16 protein-coding genes are annotated in these 14,923 nt (G+C 45.0%); 14 read left to right on the top strand and 2 right to left on the bottom strand.

What is annotated here, in order from left to right; translation table 11 throughout:
• The first annotated feature begins 87 nt into the window (after positions 1-87).
• The 12 genes from RIG68_RS26245 (at position 88) to RIG68_RS26190 (ending at position 10,910) form a co-directional block, all read left to right on the top strand.
• Positions 88-627: an RNA polymerase sigma factor gene (locus tag RIG68_RS26245; protein ID WP_151997413.1), complete on the top strand. Its 540-nt coding sequence runs from the start codon at positions 88-90 to the stop codon at positions 625-627.
• 2 nt (positions 628-629) lie between these two features.
• The gene (locus RIG68_RS26240) at positions 630-1,553 is read left to right on the top strand and encodes a hypothetical protein (protein ID WP_350125247.1); all 924 of its coding nucleotides are present in this window, start codon (positions 630-632) and stop codon (positions 1,551-1,553) included.
• Between the two features lie 77 nt (positions 1,554-1,630).
• On the top strand, positions 1,631-2,527 hold the full coding sequence (locus tag RIG68_RS26235) for a cell division protein FtsX (protein ID WP_350086507.1): 897 nt from the start codon (positions 1,631-1,633) through the stop codon (positions 2,525-2,527).
• 4 nt (positions 2,528-2,531) lie between these two features.
• Positions 2,532-2,747, top strand: coding sequence for a DUF3098 domain-containing protein (locus RIG68_RS26230; protein ID WP_317492320.1), 216 nt, complete (start codon positions 2,532-2,534; stop codon positions 2,745-2,747).
• Positions 2,744-3,535 (top strand): undecaprenyl-diphosphate phosphatase, encoded by a 792-nt coding sequence (locus RIG68_RS26225; protein WP_350129525.1) that lies wholly within the window; start codon positions 2,744-2,746, stop codon positions 3,533-3,535. The genes RIG68_RS26230 and RIG68_RS26225 overlap by 4 nt, the downstream gene beginning before the upstream one ends.
• Positions 3,532-4,233, top strand: a complete 702-nt coding sequence (gene truB, locus RIG68_RS26220; RefSeq protein WP_350129522.1) for a tRNA pseudouridine(55) synthase TruB — start codon at positions 3,532-3,534, stop codon at positions 4,231-4,233. The genes RIG68_RS26225 and truB overlap by 4 nt, the downstream gene beginning before the upstream one ends.
• Positions 4,220-5,152 carry a bifunctional riboflavin kinase/FAD synthetase gene (locus RIG68_RS26215; protein ID WP_350129519.1) on the top strand — a complete coding sequence of 311 codons (933 nt, stop codon included), beginning with the start codon at positions 4,220-4,222 and terminating at the stop codon, positions 5,150-5,152. The genes truB and RIG68_RS26215 overlap by 14 nt, the downstream gene beginning before the upstream one ends.
• A 7-nt stretch (positions 5,153-5,159) precedes the next feature.
• The gene (locus tag RIG68_RS26210) at positions 5,160-5,858 is read left to right on the top strand and encodes a CoA transferase subunit A (protein WP_350129516.1); all 699 of its coding nucleotides are present in this window, start codon (positions 5,160-5,162) and stop codon (positions 5,856-5,858) included.
• Between the two features lie 25 nt (positions 5,859-5,883).
• Positions 5,884-6,546, top strand: a complete 663-nt coding sequence (locus RIG68_RS26205; RefSeq protein ID WP_350129513.1) for a 3-oxoacid CoA-transferase subunit B — start codon at positions 5,884-5,886, stop codon at positions 6,544-6,546.
• 9 nt (positions 6,547-6,555) lie between these two features.
• A complete protein-coding gene (locus RIG68_RS26200; RefSeq protein ID WP_350129510.1) occupies positions 6,556-7,371 on the top strand; it encodes a M48 family metalloprotease in 816 nt (271 codons plus the stop codon).
• A 10-nt stretch (positions 7,372-7,381) separates the two neighbouring features.
• Positions 7,382-7,717 (top strand): gliding motility protein GldC, encoded by a 336-nt coding sequence (gene gldC, locus RIG68_RS26195; RefSeq protein ID WP_151997422.1) that lies wholly within the window; start codon positions 7,382-7,384, stop codon positions 7,715-7,717.
• Positions 7,718-8,168: 451 nt separating this feature from the next.
• A complete protein-coding gene (locus RIG68_RS26190) occupies positions 8,169-10,910 on the top strand; it encodes an outer membrane beta-barrel protein (RefSeq protein ID WP_350129507.1) in 2,742 nt (913 codons plus the stop codon).
• A 27-nt stretch (positions 10,911-10,937) separates the two neighbouring features.
• Here RIG68_RS26190 and RIG68_RS26185 read toward each other — a convergent pair whose 3' ends face one another.
• Together RIG68_RS26185 and RIG68_RS26180 are read right to left on the bottom strand one after the other, a co-directional pair.
• A complete protein-coding gene (locus RIG68_RS26185) occupies positions 10,938-11,651 on the bottom strand; it encodes a LytR/AlgR family response regulator transcription factor (RefSeq protein ID WP_350129504.1) in 714 nt (237 codons plus the stop codon).
• Positions 11,629-12,846, bottom strand: coding sequence for a sensor histidine kinase (locus RIG68_RS26180; RefSeq protein ID WP_350129501.1), 1,218 nt, complete (start codon positions 12,844-12,846; stop codon positions 11,629-11,631). The genes RIG68_RS26185 and RIG68_RS26180 overlap by 23 nt, the downstream gene beginning before the upstream one ends.
• 93 nt (positions 12,847-12,939) lie before the next feature.
• Between RIG68_RS26180 and RIG68_RS26175 the strand changes: the two genes are divergently transcribed.
• Together RIG68_RS26175 and RIG68_RS26170 are read left to right on the top strand one after the other, a co-directional pair.
• A complete protein-coding gene (locus tag RIG68_RS26175; protein WP_350075851.1) occupies positions 12,940-13,308 on the top strand; it encodes a MotA/TolQ/ExbB proton channel family protein in 369 nt (122 codons plus the stop codon).
• A 382-nt stretch (positions 13,309-13,690) separates the two neighbouring features.
• Positions 13,691-14,914: an ATP-grasp domain-containing protein gene (locus RIG68_RS26170; RefSeq protein WP_350129498.1), complete on the top strand. Its 1,224-nt coding sequence runs from the start codon at positions 13,691-13,693 to the stop codon at positions 14,912-14,914.
• The last annotated feature ends 9 nt before the right edge of the window (positions 14,915-14,923 follow it).

Here is a 14,923-nt window from a genome sequence, read left to right as displayed (position 1 = left end):
ATTTACATTTTATAACTTTACAATTTGTTAATATAAATCCGGGGGGTTACTTGACCAGCTATTTCAGTATTAAAGCAAAAGCCGCCAATGAAAGATGACGAGATTCTTGCAAAAATAAGCAAGGGTGACGAGACGGCTCTGGACTACTTGTATAAGAAGTACTACAGGATGATGACGAAGATCGTCTTGTCGAACAATGGTACAGAGGAAGAGGCGAAGGATGTATTTCAGGAGGCTTTGATCGTTTTTTGGCAAAAGGCTGTGAGTGGAAATCTTGTGATGACCTCCAAAATCAGTACTTTTTTGTACAGTATCTGTCTCAATCAATGGAGAAAAGAGCTGGACAGGAAAAGTCGGCTTTCAAATGAAGAGAAAGATGGAGAGGAATTTCAAGAGCATGATGCAGAAGAAAAGGCACGTATTATTCAGGAATGCATTGGCGATCTTGGGGATATTTGCAAAAAGCTGCTAACTTATTATTATTTCGACGGTATGTCGATGAATGATATAGCAGAGAAACTTCAGTTTGCGAACACAGACACAGCAAAGACCAAAAAATACAAATGCATGAAACGACTTGATCTATTGATCAGAAGTAGGTATAAAGAAGAAGACTTTCTCGACTAAGAATGAGTAACACGGACTTTAAAGAACTTATTGAGCAGTACCTGACAGGAACCATCTCCGATGGCAACAAAGCAGTCCTGGAATCTAAACTTGCCTCAGATGTCTCGCTTAGAGCTGAAATGAAAACTCAGAGCGACATGGTTTCCGGTTTGAAAGAATTCCGTAAGGCCGAACTAAAGACCAGGCTGGACAATGTTCCGTTAGAAGTTGGCGTGTTGGGCACCCTTGGCCAGTCCGCTGTGGTGAAAGTGGCTGCAACTGTAGGCACTGCTATCCTGCTGGTGGGAGGCATGTACTACTTTAGTGAAGAGGCTGTTAACCCTGCCCCTGAAATTGGGCAAATGAACCCAATCACTTCTTTCGAGCAAGATAAAACTGCACCCGACATAGCATTTAAAGAGCTTCCTTCTGTTGAAACACCAGCCAAGCCCGTTGAACATAAGCAGCAGTTTGCATCTGTTACTTCAACCTCCAGTGCAACAGCTGCTGAAGATATACCGGACGTTGCGGTACCTGCCGCCGAAGAAATTACTCCCACATTTGAAAAACCAACAGTTGCTGAGTTTGAAACTGATGTGGAGTTTGAGGTTGAAGCAGTTGGCAAAGAAGATGCTCTGGCTGAAAGCGACCCTATTGAAATTAACAAGCCAATAGATATTGAGGTCAAATCTGAGGCTGGCAACAGCAACAAACTTCAGTACCAATTCTACGAAGAGAGGCTTTATTTGTATGGCAACTTCGAGGAAATTCCTTACGAAATATTGGAAATCAATAGCAAAGATGGTAAGCGGATTTACCTGTTCCATCAGGATGTTTACTACAAGCTAAGCTACCCAACCAAGAAGATCAGCACACTTGAAAAAGTCACCAACGAAGATCTTCTGAGCGAGTTGAAGATTTTCAGAGATAACAAGGCGCTTAATTAAAGCGCCTTTTTATTTCCCTTCCTGCCCTATAAGTAGCTGCAAATTACTATTTTTGACTTTTCCCCGGTAAAGCTCAAATGGCTACATACGAGAAGAAAGTCAGAAAAAAGAAAAAACTCGGCAGCTACCCTTTCGTAAGCGTAGTATTCAGCATATCTCTTGCCTTGTTTGTCCTGGGCCTGTTTGGTGTTTTTTTCCTGCTGACAAACAACCTTACCCGTTTTATTCAGGACAATATTGAGGTGCAAGTTTACCTGAATAAAAACGTCACTGAATCAGAAAAAATACAGCTACAGAAAACGCTCGCCGATAAAGACTATGTAGCCAAAAAAGAAGGGAGCCAGGTAGTTTTAATCTCCAAAGAAGAAGCTGCCAAAGAATTTATTAAAGAAACCGGCGAAGACTTCACTCAATTCATCGGCGATAACCCACTCAGAGACTTAATTATCCTTAAGATAACCCCTGATTATCAGTCCACTGAAAAACTCGCCCAGATAAAAAGCGAATTGGAAAGCATAAGGGGTGTGTTTGAGGTTGTGTACCTCGACAACCTGGTTGAAAGCATCAATAAAAACCTGACCAAGATAGGTCTTGTGCTTATTGGCTTCTCGGCTATCCTGTTGTTGGTCGTCATCATTCTGATTAACAACACTATTAAGCTGGCACTTTTCTCGCAGCGCTTCCTCATCAGAAGTATGCAACTGGTAGGTGCTACTGCCGGCTTTATTCAAAAACCGTTTCTTATGAGAGCCACGTTTTATGGCTTGCTATCTGCCATTATTGCCAGTGTCGGTCTTTTTGTGCTTTTGAAATATGCCAATTCAAAAATCGAAAACCTGGCAGATTTGCAACGAACGGACGAGGTAATGATTCTTTTCGGTAGCCTGCTGCTGGTGGGCATGCTGGTAGGCTTCGGCAGCACTTACAGAGCTATCAACAAATATCTGAAAATGTCTTTGGACGAATTATATTGAAGAAATGAGCAACAAAGAAAAGTTTCCATTCCAGAAGATCAACTACATCATCATGATTGCCGGGGTATTAGTATTGTGTCTTGGCTTTATTATCATGACACTCGATACTGAGCCTTATGGTTTCGGGTTTGCCGGGTTAACACTTGGCCCCCTTACCGTGCTCGCCGGCTTCATTATCGAATTTTTTGCGATTTTTTATCAGCCCAAAGAGAGTAAATGAACGTATGGGAAGCCATTGTCCTTGGCATCGTTCAGGGACTAACCGAGTTTTTGCCGGTTAGCAGCAGCGGCCATATTGAAATCGGAACCGCCATCTTCGGCATACAATCTGAAGACAACCTCCTGTTCTCCATTGTTGTACATGCCGCAACTGCACTAAGCACGATTGTCATCTACAGAAAGGACATTCTACAACTCATCGTTGAGTTGTTTAAGTTTCAATGGAACGACTCCACCAAATTCGTTTTTCAAATAGCCTTATCCATCATTCCGGTAGGTATCGTAGGCGTTTTTTTTGAAGATCAGGTCGAATCCTTCTTTGGTGGCCGAATCATGCTGGTCGGGTCAATGTTGATAGTAACAGCGGCGCTGTTGGCTTTCACCCACTTTAAAAAGAACAATGAAGGAGAGCTAACTTTTCCCAAGGCGTTCGCTGTAGGCATCGCTCAGGCCATTGCTATTCTTCCTGGTATTTCAAGATCAGGTGCCACTATCTCCACTGGGCTGTTGCTGGGCATCAAAAAGGATGTTGTGACCAGGTTCAGCTTCCTTATGGTGTTGGTACCAATCCTGGGAGCTGCTTTCCTTAAACTGCTTGATTTCTTGAAGACTCCAGAAATTGCCAGCCAGGTTAGTGCTACTGCCTTATCACTAGGCTTCCTGGCTGCTTTTGTTTCAGGCATGGCAGCCTGCCAATGGATGATTAGCATAGTAAGGAAAGGCAAACTGATCTATTTCTCTGTTTACTGCCTTATTGTAGGTCTTGTTGCCATATTTGTTAGCCTGTGAAAGGAAAGAAGCATTACGACTTTGAGGCTGGAGAGACCATCGGTATAGATAAACCTAAAGAATGGACCTCTTTTGATGTTGTAAAGAAAGTTCGCAACACAATCAGGATAAAGAAAGTGGGCCATGCAGGAACGCTCGATCCTCTGGCTACAGGCCTGCTGATCATCTGCACAGGCAAAGCCACTAAAACCATCAACCAGATTCAGGAACAAAGAAAGAAGTACACTTGCACGCTGGTGCTGGGCAAAACGACCCCAAGCGTCGATCTGGAAACCGCTTTTGACAGTGAGACAGACACAAGCCATCTGTCATCAGAGCAGGTAGCTGGGGTTCTCGACACCTTTCAGGGAGTTATTCAGCAAGTGCCGCCGATCTATTCTGCCATCAAGGTGGACGGTAAACGAGCCTACGAAAGTGCCCGAAAAAATGAAACACTTGAACTGAAAGCACGTGAAGTAACTATTTACTCACTGCAGATGTTGCGCATAAATCTTCCGGAAGTGGAGTTTGTTGTAGAGTGCTCGAAGGGCACCTATATCCGAAGTCTGGTGAGAGACATAGGTGAAAAAATTGGTGTGGGTGCCTATATGTCTGCCCTTCGAAGGAACTCTATAGGTGATTATCAGGTTGAAGATGCTTTTACCATGGAAGAGTTCAGCAATATTTTTACATCAAAGCCAGGAAATGAAAGTAGTTGAGGGCATTGCAAGGCTTGATCATGATGGCTACATGGTTGTTACCGCCGGCACTTTCGATGGCGTGCATGTAGGACATAAGGCTATTTTGCAACAGGTATGCGAACAAGCCAGCATTCACAATGGTAAATCTGTTGTTATCACCTTCTGGCCTCATCCAAAGTTCATATTAGGCGATGCATCCACACTCAAACTTCTTTCTACCTGGAAAGAAAAAGAGGAGTTGTTCAGAAAATCGGGCATCGACTTTCTCGTTAAGATCCCATTTACAAAAGAGTTCTCAGAGCTAACTGGTGATGCGTTCATCAGGCAAGTGCTGGTAGATGCGATTGGCACCAAAAAGCTCATTATTGGCTACGACCACAAGTTTGGCAAAAACCGTGAAGGAAGCTTCGAATACTTACAGGAAAATGCTTCTCAGTACGGCTTTGAAGTAGAAGAAATACCCCGGCAGGACATTGACCATATTGGCATAAGCTCAACCAAGGTTCGCAAAGCACTCATGGAAGGCAATATTGAACATGCCAACGAGTTTCTTGGTTATCACTATATGCTCGAAGGCAAAGTGGTAGAGGGCGACAACATAGGGACAGGTTTGGGTTTTCCCACCGCTAATTTGCACATTGAAGAAAGCTTTAAACTGATCCCCGCCGATGGCATTTATGCCGTGACGGTTGATTTCAAAGGAAAGAGTTTTGATGGGATGCTTTACATAGGCAACAGACCCACGCTGCAAGCCTCACCCAAAACTATTGAGGTAAATATTTTTAACTTTGATCAGTCAATCTACGGAGAACGAATCCGGGTAAACTTTGTAGCGCTTCTGAGAAAGGACCAGCGGTTCGATAGCCTGGAAATGCTCAAGCAGCAATTGATCGTTGACAAGGAGCAAGCAATTAGCGTGTTGAAACAGCTTAAATAATGCATCTATGGTTAGCAAAGTTGTGAAAAATGCCGATGAAGCAGTAGCCGACATCCAGAACGGCTCGGTGCTAATGCTGGGGGGCTTCGGACTCTGTGGTATTCCCGAAAATTGCATATCTGCTTTACTTTCAAGCGGAGTAAAAAACCTGACATGTATTTCAAACAACGCCGGTGTTGATGATTTTGGGATTGGGTTGCTACTAAAAACTAGGCAGGTCAAAAAAATGATTTCCTCGTATGTCGGAGAAAATGGAGAGTTTGAGCGGCAGCTACTGAGTGGTGAACTCGAGGTAGACCTGGTCCCTCAGGGTACGCTAGCTGAAAGAATAAGAGCAGGAGGCGCTGGCATTCCAGCCTTTTTTACACCGGCCGGTTACGGCACCGAAGTGGCTGAAGGCAAAGAAGTAAGGGAATTCGACGGAAAAAAGTATTTATTGGAAGCCTGGTTGAAAGCAGACTTTTCGCTGGTGAAAGCCTGGAAAGGAGACACTGCAGGCAATTTGATCTTTAAGGGCACCGCAAGGAATTTTAACCCCATGATGGCAACAGCTGGTCGAATTACAATAGCTGAGGTAGAAGAGTTGGTACCAGCCGGCACACTCAACCCCAACGACATTCATACGCCGGGAGTTTTCGTTCAGCGGATTTTCCAGGGTATGAACTACGAAAAGCGCATCGAGCAAAGAACAATTCGCCAGGCATAATTGTAGCCATTTAAATATTCAACCAATGGGATTAGACAAGATAGCCATCGCCAAAAGAATAGCCCAGGAGGTAAAGGATGGCATGTACATCAACCTGGGCATAGGCATCCCTACCCTGGTGGCAAACTATCTTCCTGACGGCATCGATGTGGTGCTGCAATCGGAAAATGGCCTACTGGGCATTGGCCCCTTCCCTACTGAAGATGAAGTAGATGCCGACCTGATCAATGCCGGTAAACAAACGGTGTCTATGATCCCTGGCTCTTCTCTTTTTAATTCGGCCGACAGCTTTGCTATGATCCGTGGGGGGCATATACATCTGACTATTTTGGGCGCTATGGAGGTGTCAGAAAATGGTGACATTGCCAACTGGAAAATACCAGGCAAAATGGTGAAAGGAATGGGTGGTGCGATGGACCTGGTGGCCTCGGCCGAAAACATTATTGTGGCCATGCAACACAAAAGCAAAGACGGCCAATCGAAATTATTAAAGGAGTGTACACTACCTTTGACGGGCATTCGGTGTGTGAAGAAAATAGTAAGCGACCTCGCCGTGCTCGAAGTACTGCCAGAAGGGGGGTTCAAGTTACTGGAAAGGGCACCAGGCGTAAGCGTAGAAGAAATAAAAGCTTCGACTGCTGGCAAGCTTATTGTAGAAGGTGAGATTCCTGAAATGAGGATTAATTAAACATAACATATGAAAATTCTTAACAAACTTTGGTTTGCGGCGATAGTAATCGCTTTTGTATCGTGTAAGAAAGACGACGAAAATAAACCGTTCGTGCTTCTTCCTGTCCAAAATGATATTGACCTTGGGTTACAGGTAAGTGAAGAAATAGCCGCCAACCCAACTGAATATCCGATTCTGGACGAAACAGAGTATGCCGAGGCTTACACCTACCTCCAGGGAATTACTGACGAAATATTGAACAGCGGAAAGTTGGTATATAAAGACAAATTTGCATGGAAAATCCACATTATTCATGATGATGAAGTCCTCAATGCATTCGCCACCCCTGGTGGATATATTTATGTATACACAGGCCTTATCAAATACCTTGAACAGGAAGATGATTTGGCTGGCGTAATGGGGCATGAGTTAGCCCACGCAGACAGACGACACAGCATGCAGCAGATGCAAAAGCTTTATGGGGCTAATTTGATTTTAAGCATTCTGGTTGGAAGTAACCCTTCTCAACTTGGTGAAATTGTTGCTGGACTTGCTGGAAATGCTACGGCACTAGCCTTTAGCCGTGACAATGAAGAAGATGCGGATGAATATTCTGTGATTTACCTGGCTGAGGGCAAATACGCCTGCAATGGCGCCTATAGCTTCTTTCAAAAACTAATCGATAGCGATCAGGCTGGCAAAACACCGAAGTTTCTTAGCACACACCCAGATCCTGCGTCAAGAGTGGAAGACATCAATGCCAAAGCGACCGAGCTGGGCTGCGACACCACTCCTCTTGCGCCAGCCTCCTACGAGGACTTTAAGAATAGTTTACCTGAATAATAAAGCATTAATGAACAAGTCAGAAATACGTTTTACTGTTGAAATGGACGAAAACCGTGTCCCGGAGAAAATAATCTGGGATGCCGACGAAAAGGCGGGTGAAGAGCTCAGCGAAACCAACGCCATAGCCCTGGCCTTGTGGGATGCCGACCAAAAAAACACGCTCCGCATCGATTTATGGACGAAAGATATGGAAGTGCCCGACATGAAACGTTTCTATATAGACTGCATCGGCGGCATGGCGCAGAGCGTGCTCAATGCGACCGGAGACGAGTTTATGTCTCAAGAAATGAATGCATTATGTGACAAACTGGTTACTTACCTGCAAAAAGAAGGGGAGCAATAAGCTCTCCTTTTTCCTTTTAACGGATAAAGCTCTTCTCCATCCGGCTTTTTTCCCTTCTTCCCTTCCCTCCCATTTTATGTTTGTGGCCCATACGTGAGTGCAACTGGGCAAAGTAACTGTAAGGCGTGGCTATTCCATCCATTGGGCACGACTAACCGCATAAAGAACTCCAGTGTTTCACCTGGCAGCATTTCGTGACAATTTTTAACAACTCCGTACCATTCAACCGGTGAAATAGCATTTTAAAAAATTACAATTTCACTATTCTAATGTGGAGCCTACTTTTATAGCCTGGTTACACACTCTATCGGGCACTGAATTTGGCCGACAGAAAATAGCTACATCATATACTCAATAGCTTAAACGTGTCCTAAATAATGACTTTGAAGAATAGTTATCAAAGCATTGATTCACTTATTTCCTGTTTCTATACTACTAGCATAACTACTTGATGTTAAGACTTCTTGCCGTTACGTCCCTATTGTTTTCGTTTGTTGCAGCCCATGGCCAAACGGTCTCCATTTCGGGAACAATAAAAGGAGCCAACGATTACTCCGGTCTACCTGGTGCCACCGTGCTGGGTGAAAAACTAAGCTCTCCCCCAGCCTCAATGGGTGTGGTAACTGATCTCGAAGGAAAATTCAACCTGGAAAAAGTAGAACCGGGTAGCTACAGATTTCAGTTTCAATACATAGGTTATCAGACGGTGATAAAAAATGTAACAGTCGGTGCAAAGGATATTTCCTTTGGAGACATTTTACTCGAAGAAGAAACCACTACGCTTGAAGAAGTAAAAGTCACCGCTCAGGCGATGATGAGTGAGCAGAAAGGAGATACGTCCGTTTTCAATGCCGTGGCTTTCAAAACAGTACCCGACGCCAGCGCTGAAGACCTGGTGCAAAAGATGCCGGGCATTGCTATGGTGGATGGCGTGATGCAAGCCCAGGGCGAAAATGTTCAACGAATTCTTATCGATGGGAAGCCATTCTTTGGTGGGGACGTGCAGGCAGCCTTGCAAAGTTTGCCAGCCTCCGTTATAGAAAGTATTCAGGTGTTTGACAAAAAGAGCGATCAGAGCGAGCTAACGGGGTTCGACGATGGCGAAAGAATAAAGACCATTAATATCATTACGAAACCCAATCGCAGAAGAGGACAGTTTGGAAAAACGTCGGTGGGAGCCGGTACTGATCAACGGTACATGGCAGGCGCTAATCTCAATATGTTCAATGGCGACCGTCGGGTAACTATCTCAGGCCTGAGTAACAACATCAATATTCTCAACTATTCGGCAAGCCCCAATGCAAGTGCCGACAGCAGGACACAGGATGGTATCATCAATAACAATGCTATCGCAGTAAACTTTGCGGATACATGGGCAAAGTCGCTGGAGGTAAGTGGCAGCTACTTGTACAACCACAGGCAGGATGAAACCACCCAAACCAGATTCAGAGAATATGTGCTCCCGTCCGACTCAGGGCAGGTTTACTCAGAAAGCAGCTACAACAATGCCACAAACGCCGAACACAGGGTGTTTATGAAAGTTGACTACAAGATCAACGACAACAACAGGATCATCTGGCGGCCATCTGCTTCCTTCGGCAACAACATCCGCAATTCCAACTTCCTGGGCCGTACCACAACCGACTTTGGCCCTTTGAATCAAACCGAAAACAGCTCTTCATTCGATCTTTTCGATTTAGACTACTTCAATAACCTGATGTACAACCATCAATTTGAAAAAAAGGGCAGGGCGTTCACCATCAACCTCCGAAACGGCTTTCATATCAACACCGATGACAGGTACAGACTGGCCGAAAATATTTTCTACCAGTCGGCTGACAGCAGTGAGTTGCTTAAGCAAAATATTGAGTGGAACCGAAGGGGGCACGACTGGAGGGTCAACGCTTCCTATACTGAGCCCGTCGGTGCCAACGGACGGATTGAACTGGAACATACAATGGGAGACAGAATCAATGATTCTGACAGAAGACTGTACGACTTTTCGGAGCAGTTTGATGACTACACCCTACTCGACCAGGCGCTGAGCAACACCTTCGACAACAGTTACTTTACGCAAGAAACAGAGCTGGGCTACCAGTACACACTAAAAAAACTTACTGCCCAGGTAGAAGTGGAATATCAGGATGCCAAGCTAAAGAATGACCAGCAGTTCCCAAGGGAATACACGCTCAACCGACGCTTCAACAGCGTGCTGCCATCGTCCCGGCTTCGCTACAAATTTACGGACAATACCAATATCGAATTAGATTACCGCACCTGGACCAGGGAACCACAAATAGGACAGCTACAGGACGTTATTGACAACTCAAACCCGCTTCAACTTCGCACAGGAAATGTAGATCTTAACCAAACTTATACCAACAGAATAAGGACCAGGATCAGATCAAATAACCCCGAAACGAACAGGTCGATGTTTGTTTATGCCCACACCGAGCTCACCGGGAACTATATCGGAACCAGCACCTTTATTGCCGAAGAACAAACTACCGTTGGTGAAGGGGTGGTGCTTGAAAAAGGCTCTCAGCTTATAAGCCCGGTTAACCTGGATGGGTACAAGGAATTCAGGTCATACCTGAGTTATGGCCAGCCCTTCTCATTGATTAAATCAAATATCAACTTCAATGGTGGCGTTAACTACACAAGCAGGCCGGGCCTCATCAACAACGAGCTCAACCTGGCCAACTCGTGGAACTATAGGCTTGGCTTTTCGCTAAGCAGCAACATCAGTGAAAATATCGACTTCAGGGTGGCCACCTGGTCGAGATACAATGTGGTGGAGAACAGCCTGCGGCCGGCGCTCAACAATAACTTCTTCACTCAAACTACCAGGCTCAACTACAACATGATCTTCGGAAACGGCTTCACGTTCAGAACAGACGTGAGGCATCAAATCAACGCAGGGCTTTCTGCCGGTTTCGACAACAGCTTCACTCTTTGGAACATGAGTGTGGGTAAAAAGTTGTTCAAAAACAAGCTTGGTGAAGTAAGTTTGAATGTGTACGACATCCTGAAGCAGAACAACAATATCCGAAGAAATATATCCGAAATTTACATTGAGGATACCCAGTCGAATGTGCTTAACCGCTATGTGATGCTTTCTTTCACCTACAATTTCCGGCATTTCTCAGTGGGAGCCAGCCAGGACGACTTCGAAGAGATCAAAACCAACTAAACAAGCTAACGGGGGAACCGAGAGAGGCTAACGGCTTTGGAACCTTGAGAGCACTTCTTCCTTGTAGCTCCGACTGATCGGTATTTCTTTGCCTGCAACATTAACGTGCTCATTGGTGAACGACTTTATCTGTGCACTGTTGACCACGAACGAGCGATGCGTTCTGATAAAACTGCCAGGCAGGCTTTCTTCAATATGACTGATTCGTTCTTTGGTGATAATGGTCTCGTCAGCTGTGAAAATCTTTATGTAGTCGCTATAGCTTTCAATGTAAAGAATGTCGTCCAGCACTATTTTCACAGTTTTTCTATCTGATTTTACCAGTATCGAGGCTGGTATTTGAGAGGCCACTGTGTGCGCTTTTGTGTTGCCTTCCGTCAACTGATAAAATTTATCTATTGCCTTCATGAACCGTTCCAGAGAAACCGGCTTGAGCAGGTAATCCACCACGTCCAGGTCAAACCCTTCAATGGCGTATTCCCGGTAGGCGGTGACCAAAATCACCTTCGGTCGGTGCTGAAGGGCCTTCAGGAAATCGAGGCCGGTGAGCTTAGGCATTTGAATATCGAGGAAAATGAGGTCGATGGAATGGCTGCGCAAAAGCTGAAATGCCTCCGTGGCCGTACGGCACTCAGCCACAATTTCGAAGCCACCAATTTGCAGCAGATAGCCTCTGATCACCCGAATGGCAATCGGCTCATCATCAACAATAATGCATTTACGAGTCGCTTCCGACATCATCTTTTGTCTTTAAGTCAAGTTCCAGGTTTACAATAAAGTGCTGCTCATTGTTCTCAATTCTGAGCTCGTGGCTGCCAGGGTACAGCAACTCCAAACGTTTCCTCACATTTGACAGCCCCACCCCGCCAAGCTGCCCCGATTCCTTCTCGTTTTTTGAGAATGAATTGGCCACTGTGAGGTAAAGCCGCTCACCTTTTGTATGGATTGAAATGGATAGAAAAAGCTGCTGATCGTCCTGCATAAAACCATGCTTGAATGCGTTCTCCACAAAAGGAAAAAGAAGAAAAGGTGCGATACTACAGTCATTCCCGTTGGCCTGAATATCCAGCTCAAGTCGAAGCCTTTCTTCAAACCTGAGCTCTTCAAGCGCAATGTAATCCTTCATTAACTTAATCTCGTCGGCCAGCGGCACCAATGGCTTATTGCTTCTGTACAGAAGAAAGTCGAGCAGTTCGGAAAGGCGCAGGATGCTAACAGGGAGAACATCCGACTTCTCCAATGCCAAACCGTAGAGGTTATTGAGGGTGTTAAATAAAAAGTGAGGGTGTATTTGACCCTTGAGCAACTGCAGTTCTGCTTCCTTCAGCTTCAGCGCTGCTTCGAGGCTGGCACTTTTCAATTCGGCCCTTTCTCGCTCAGCTTTCATCCAAAGTCGCAGCAACTTAAGAGCGACACCCAACAGTACGATAGAATAAAGACCTACCGGCTGAAAAATGAAATCCCCGGCTACCGGCCCTAGTTTCTCATAGTTGTACTCAGCGATGGAGATATAGGTGAGCGCAATTACCCACATCTGGAAATACATCGACACAATAAGTGTGTACAAAAAATACAACATGAACTTGCCGTAGCTTCTCGTAAGGAGGTACTTAGGTACAAGGTTGTAATTAATGAAGTAAGTGGTGCCCATCGCCACCGGCAACATGAGGCACGCAAAGCGCAGAGAGAAGCCATAGTTGCTACTTATTCTGGCAAAATAAACCATCAGGAAAGCAAGGGAGAGCCACCAGAAGACCACGTGGGCCAGCACTCTTCCTCCTTTTGAATAAACCAACTTGTTGAGATAATCGCTTATCATTGCTGCAAAATGCCGATAAATTCTAAATCTTACCGTGAAAGTCGACGAAATGTCATTTTCGGCAGGTATTTTACCAAAAATGTAGAATCCCCCCGAAAAGTGGTTGTCCACCGACATCGTCGGCAACTCCGTCTACTTTGCTCATTTTGCCTGGCTAAAAACCGTAAGATTGCCCTGGATGTTTTTTTAAACCCTTAAATCTTTACAACTATGTTTGAATTATTTTGGATGGGCGGAATAGAATTCATGTCAGTTCTTACGCTAATGTTTCTTGCTGCATTGATCTTCAGCGGGCTTTCTGCCTCAGATATCTTCTCCAAAGGGTTGAAAGGTGACGAAGTCAAAAGGAGGCTGGACTATGTAAAGTTCTTTGGACTACTGGCCCTTGTCACTGGAGTGCTTGGTCAACTCATTGGAATGTTCATGGCCTTCCAGGCAATCGAGCAAATTGGAGAGGTATCGCAAGCCATGCTGGCAGGTGGGCTGAAGGTGTCAAGCATCACCAGCATCTACGGCATGCTTATTTTTGTTGTCACAAGGCTTATTTGGTTTGGCCTGCACTACAAAGCCAACAAATAGCAGCAGGTTGCATTTGCCCCTGCAATGCAAGCGGGCTCTACTCAACTCCACTATTACGTAGGGCAGTTCCGCACGGCAGCATAAAAGTTTGTTTAATAGTTGTTTGGCGAAAGAGACTTCCTGTGTGGAGTCTTTTTCTGCTTGTGCATCCGAACTATGCTTTAAATGTAACTATTATAACACATCATTGACTTATTTCAATGAATTCAAATTTTTTTGAACGATAGTGGCCTGTATCCTCTTGTTCTTATAGATGCATCAATCTAAGAGAGGACATGTATGCCTTTATCAGACAGTCGATCAGCTTCCGCTCCCACTTGCAAGCCGCCTCTGTCCTTTCCGCATCCATTTTGAATTTTTCACCTTTTAAACCAACACGATTATGGCAAAATGTTTCGCACTGATGGGCTGGAGTCTGCCTGTAATAGAAAGTATGCAAAAATTAGGAAAGCCCTATGTAGTGGTGTCATTTCCGGATTTCGAACCATATGCAGCCGAACATAACATACCATTTGTTCCCTACCAGCTAGATGAGTGGAGCGACACCTCCAATTCCCTGGATCTTGTTGAAAAGCTAAAACCATATAACGCTGACGTGGCTGTTCCGCTTTACGAGGAAACAGTAGAATGGGCCGGAGCACTGAATTCAATTTACAGAAATGACCCCAGGGTACTTAACCTGGCTTTTCTTTTTCGAAACAAGGCCATTATGAAGCGCAAAGCCCTTATTGGAGGACTGAGGGTTGGTCTGTTTGAAGAGGTGTATAGCAAAGACGGAGTGAAAGCCTTTATGAGACGACTGAACGAAGCGAATCTGCAGCTGGAAGGTGAAGAGGATAGCTGGGTACATATCAAGCCCTTTGCCTCGGCCGGTACTGTTGGCCACCGCCTGTTGAAATCAATGGCTCAAATAGACGAAGAATGCGAAGATGGCGATTTCCCATGTCTTGCTGAGAGTCACTTGCCAGGCAGGGAGTTTTCCTGTGAAGCATTTATCCATAAAGGCAAAATCAGGTTCCTCAATATCACCGAGTATGTGAAACTCGGGTATTCTAATTTTATTCCCGAAGGCAACTTTTTGGAAACCAAGCGTGAGTTGATCCACAAACAGGTGCAGAAAATGGTCGATATTTTCGGTATTGAGTTTGGTATGGTACATCCCGAATGGTTCCTTACCGAAAACGATGAGCTGAATTTTGGAGAAACTGCCTGTAGAATTCCCGGCGGACACATACTTGAGCTTTGCTCTAAGTCGTACGAGTTCGACGCTCTGGCAGCTTTTGTGGTTTCGCACGATCCTAATGCAACCGACGAAGAGCTGGATGCTATCTTCCCTCCAAAGGGCTTTAAACCGAAGTACTACCACGGTAATGTGATGATATATCCTCACAAGCGTCAGTTCTCGAAACTTGAAATACCCGAAGAGCTCAACAACGACCCTTACTTCATTGAGCACAGCCTGGTGCCGCCCTACGAAGGTCAGAAAATCAGTGGCGACCGTGGAGGATTTGGCAATCACTTTGGAACTATCAACTTCAAGGGAGAAGACCCCGACCGTATGACAGAGCTTTTAAAGCATTATCAGAAAGTCGATTTTTATGTATAAGCGAAGGTA

It is taken from the genome of Imperialibacter sp. (assembly GCF_040222385.1).
In the GTDB taxonomy this organism is placed as follows: Bacteria; Bacteroidota; Bacteroidia; order Cytophagales; family Cyclobacteriaceae; genus Imperialibacter.
This window is presented reverse-complemented; position numbering and strand designations above follow the sequence as displayed.

Bases quoted from the DNA above. Each gene is read 5' to 3' on its own strand.
- RIG68_RS26170 (WP_350129498.1), top strand. From the start codon at position 13,691: ATGGCAAAATGTTTCGCACTGATGGGCTGGAGTCTGCCTGTAATAGAA.
- RIG68_RS26245 (WP_151997413.1), top strand. From the start codon at position 88: ATGAAAGATGACGAGATTCTTGCAAAAATAAGCAAGGGTGACGAGACG.
- RIG68_RS26235 (WP_350086507.1), top strand. From the start codon at position 1,631: ATGGCTACATACGAGAAGAAAGTCAGAAAAAAGAAAAAACTCGGCAGC.
- RIG68_RS26215 (WP_350129519.1), top strand. From the start codon at position 4,220: ATGAAAGTAGTTGAGGGCATTGCAAGGCTTGATCATGATGGCTACATG.
- RIG68_RS26240 (WP_350125247.1), top strand. From the start codon at position 630: ATGAGTAACACGGACTTTAAAGAACTTATTGAGCAGTACCTGACAGGA.
- RIG68_RS26210 (WP_350129516.1), top strand. From the start codon at position 5,160: ATGGTTAGCAAAGTTGTGAAAAATGCCGATGAAGCAGTAGCCGACATC.
- RIG68_RS26190 (WP_350129507.1), top strand. From the start codon at position 8,169: ATGTTAAGACTTCTTGCCGTTACGTCCCTATTGTTTTCGTTTGTTGCA.
- RIG68_RS26175 (WP_350075851.1), top strand. From the start codon at position 12,940: ATGTTTGAATTATTTTGGATGGGCGGAATAGAATTCATGTCAGTTCTT.
- gldC (WP_151997422.1), top strand. From the start codon at position 7,382: ATGAACAAGTCAGAAATACGTTTTACTGTTGAAATGGACGAAAACCGT.
- RIG68_RS26200 (WP_350129510.1), top strand. From the start codon at position 6,556: ATGAAAATTCTTAACAAACTTTGGTTTGCGGCGATAGTAATCGCTTTT.
- RIG68_RS26225 (WP_350129525.1), top strand. From the start codon at position 2,744: ATGAACGTATGGGAAGCCATTGTCCTTGGCATCGTTCAGGGACTAACC.
- RIG68_RS26205 (WP_350129513.1), top strand. From the start codon at position 5,884: ATGGGATTAGACAAGATAGCCATCGCCAAAAGAATAGCCCAGGAGGTA.
- RIG68_RS26185 (WP_350129504.1), bottom strand. From the start codon at position 11,651: ATGATGTCGGAAGCGACTCGTAAATGCATTATTGTTGATGATGAGCCG.
- RIG68_RS26230 (WP_317492320.1), top strand. From the start codon at position 2,532: ATGAGCAACAAAGAAAAGTTTCCATTCCAGAAGATCAACTACATCATC.
- RIG68_RS26180 (WP_350129501.1), bottom strand. From the start codon at position 12,846: ATGTCGGTGGACAACCACTTTTCGGGGGGATTCTACATTTTTGGTAAA.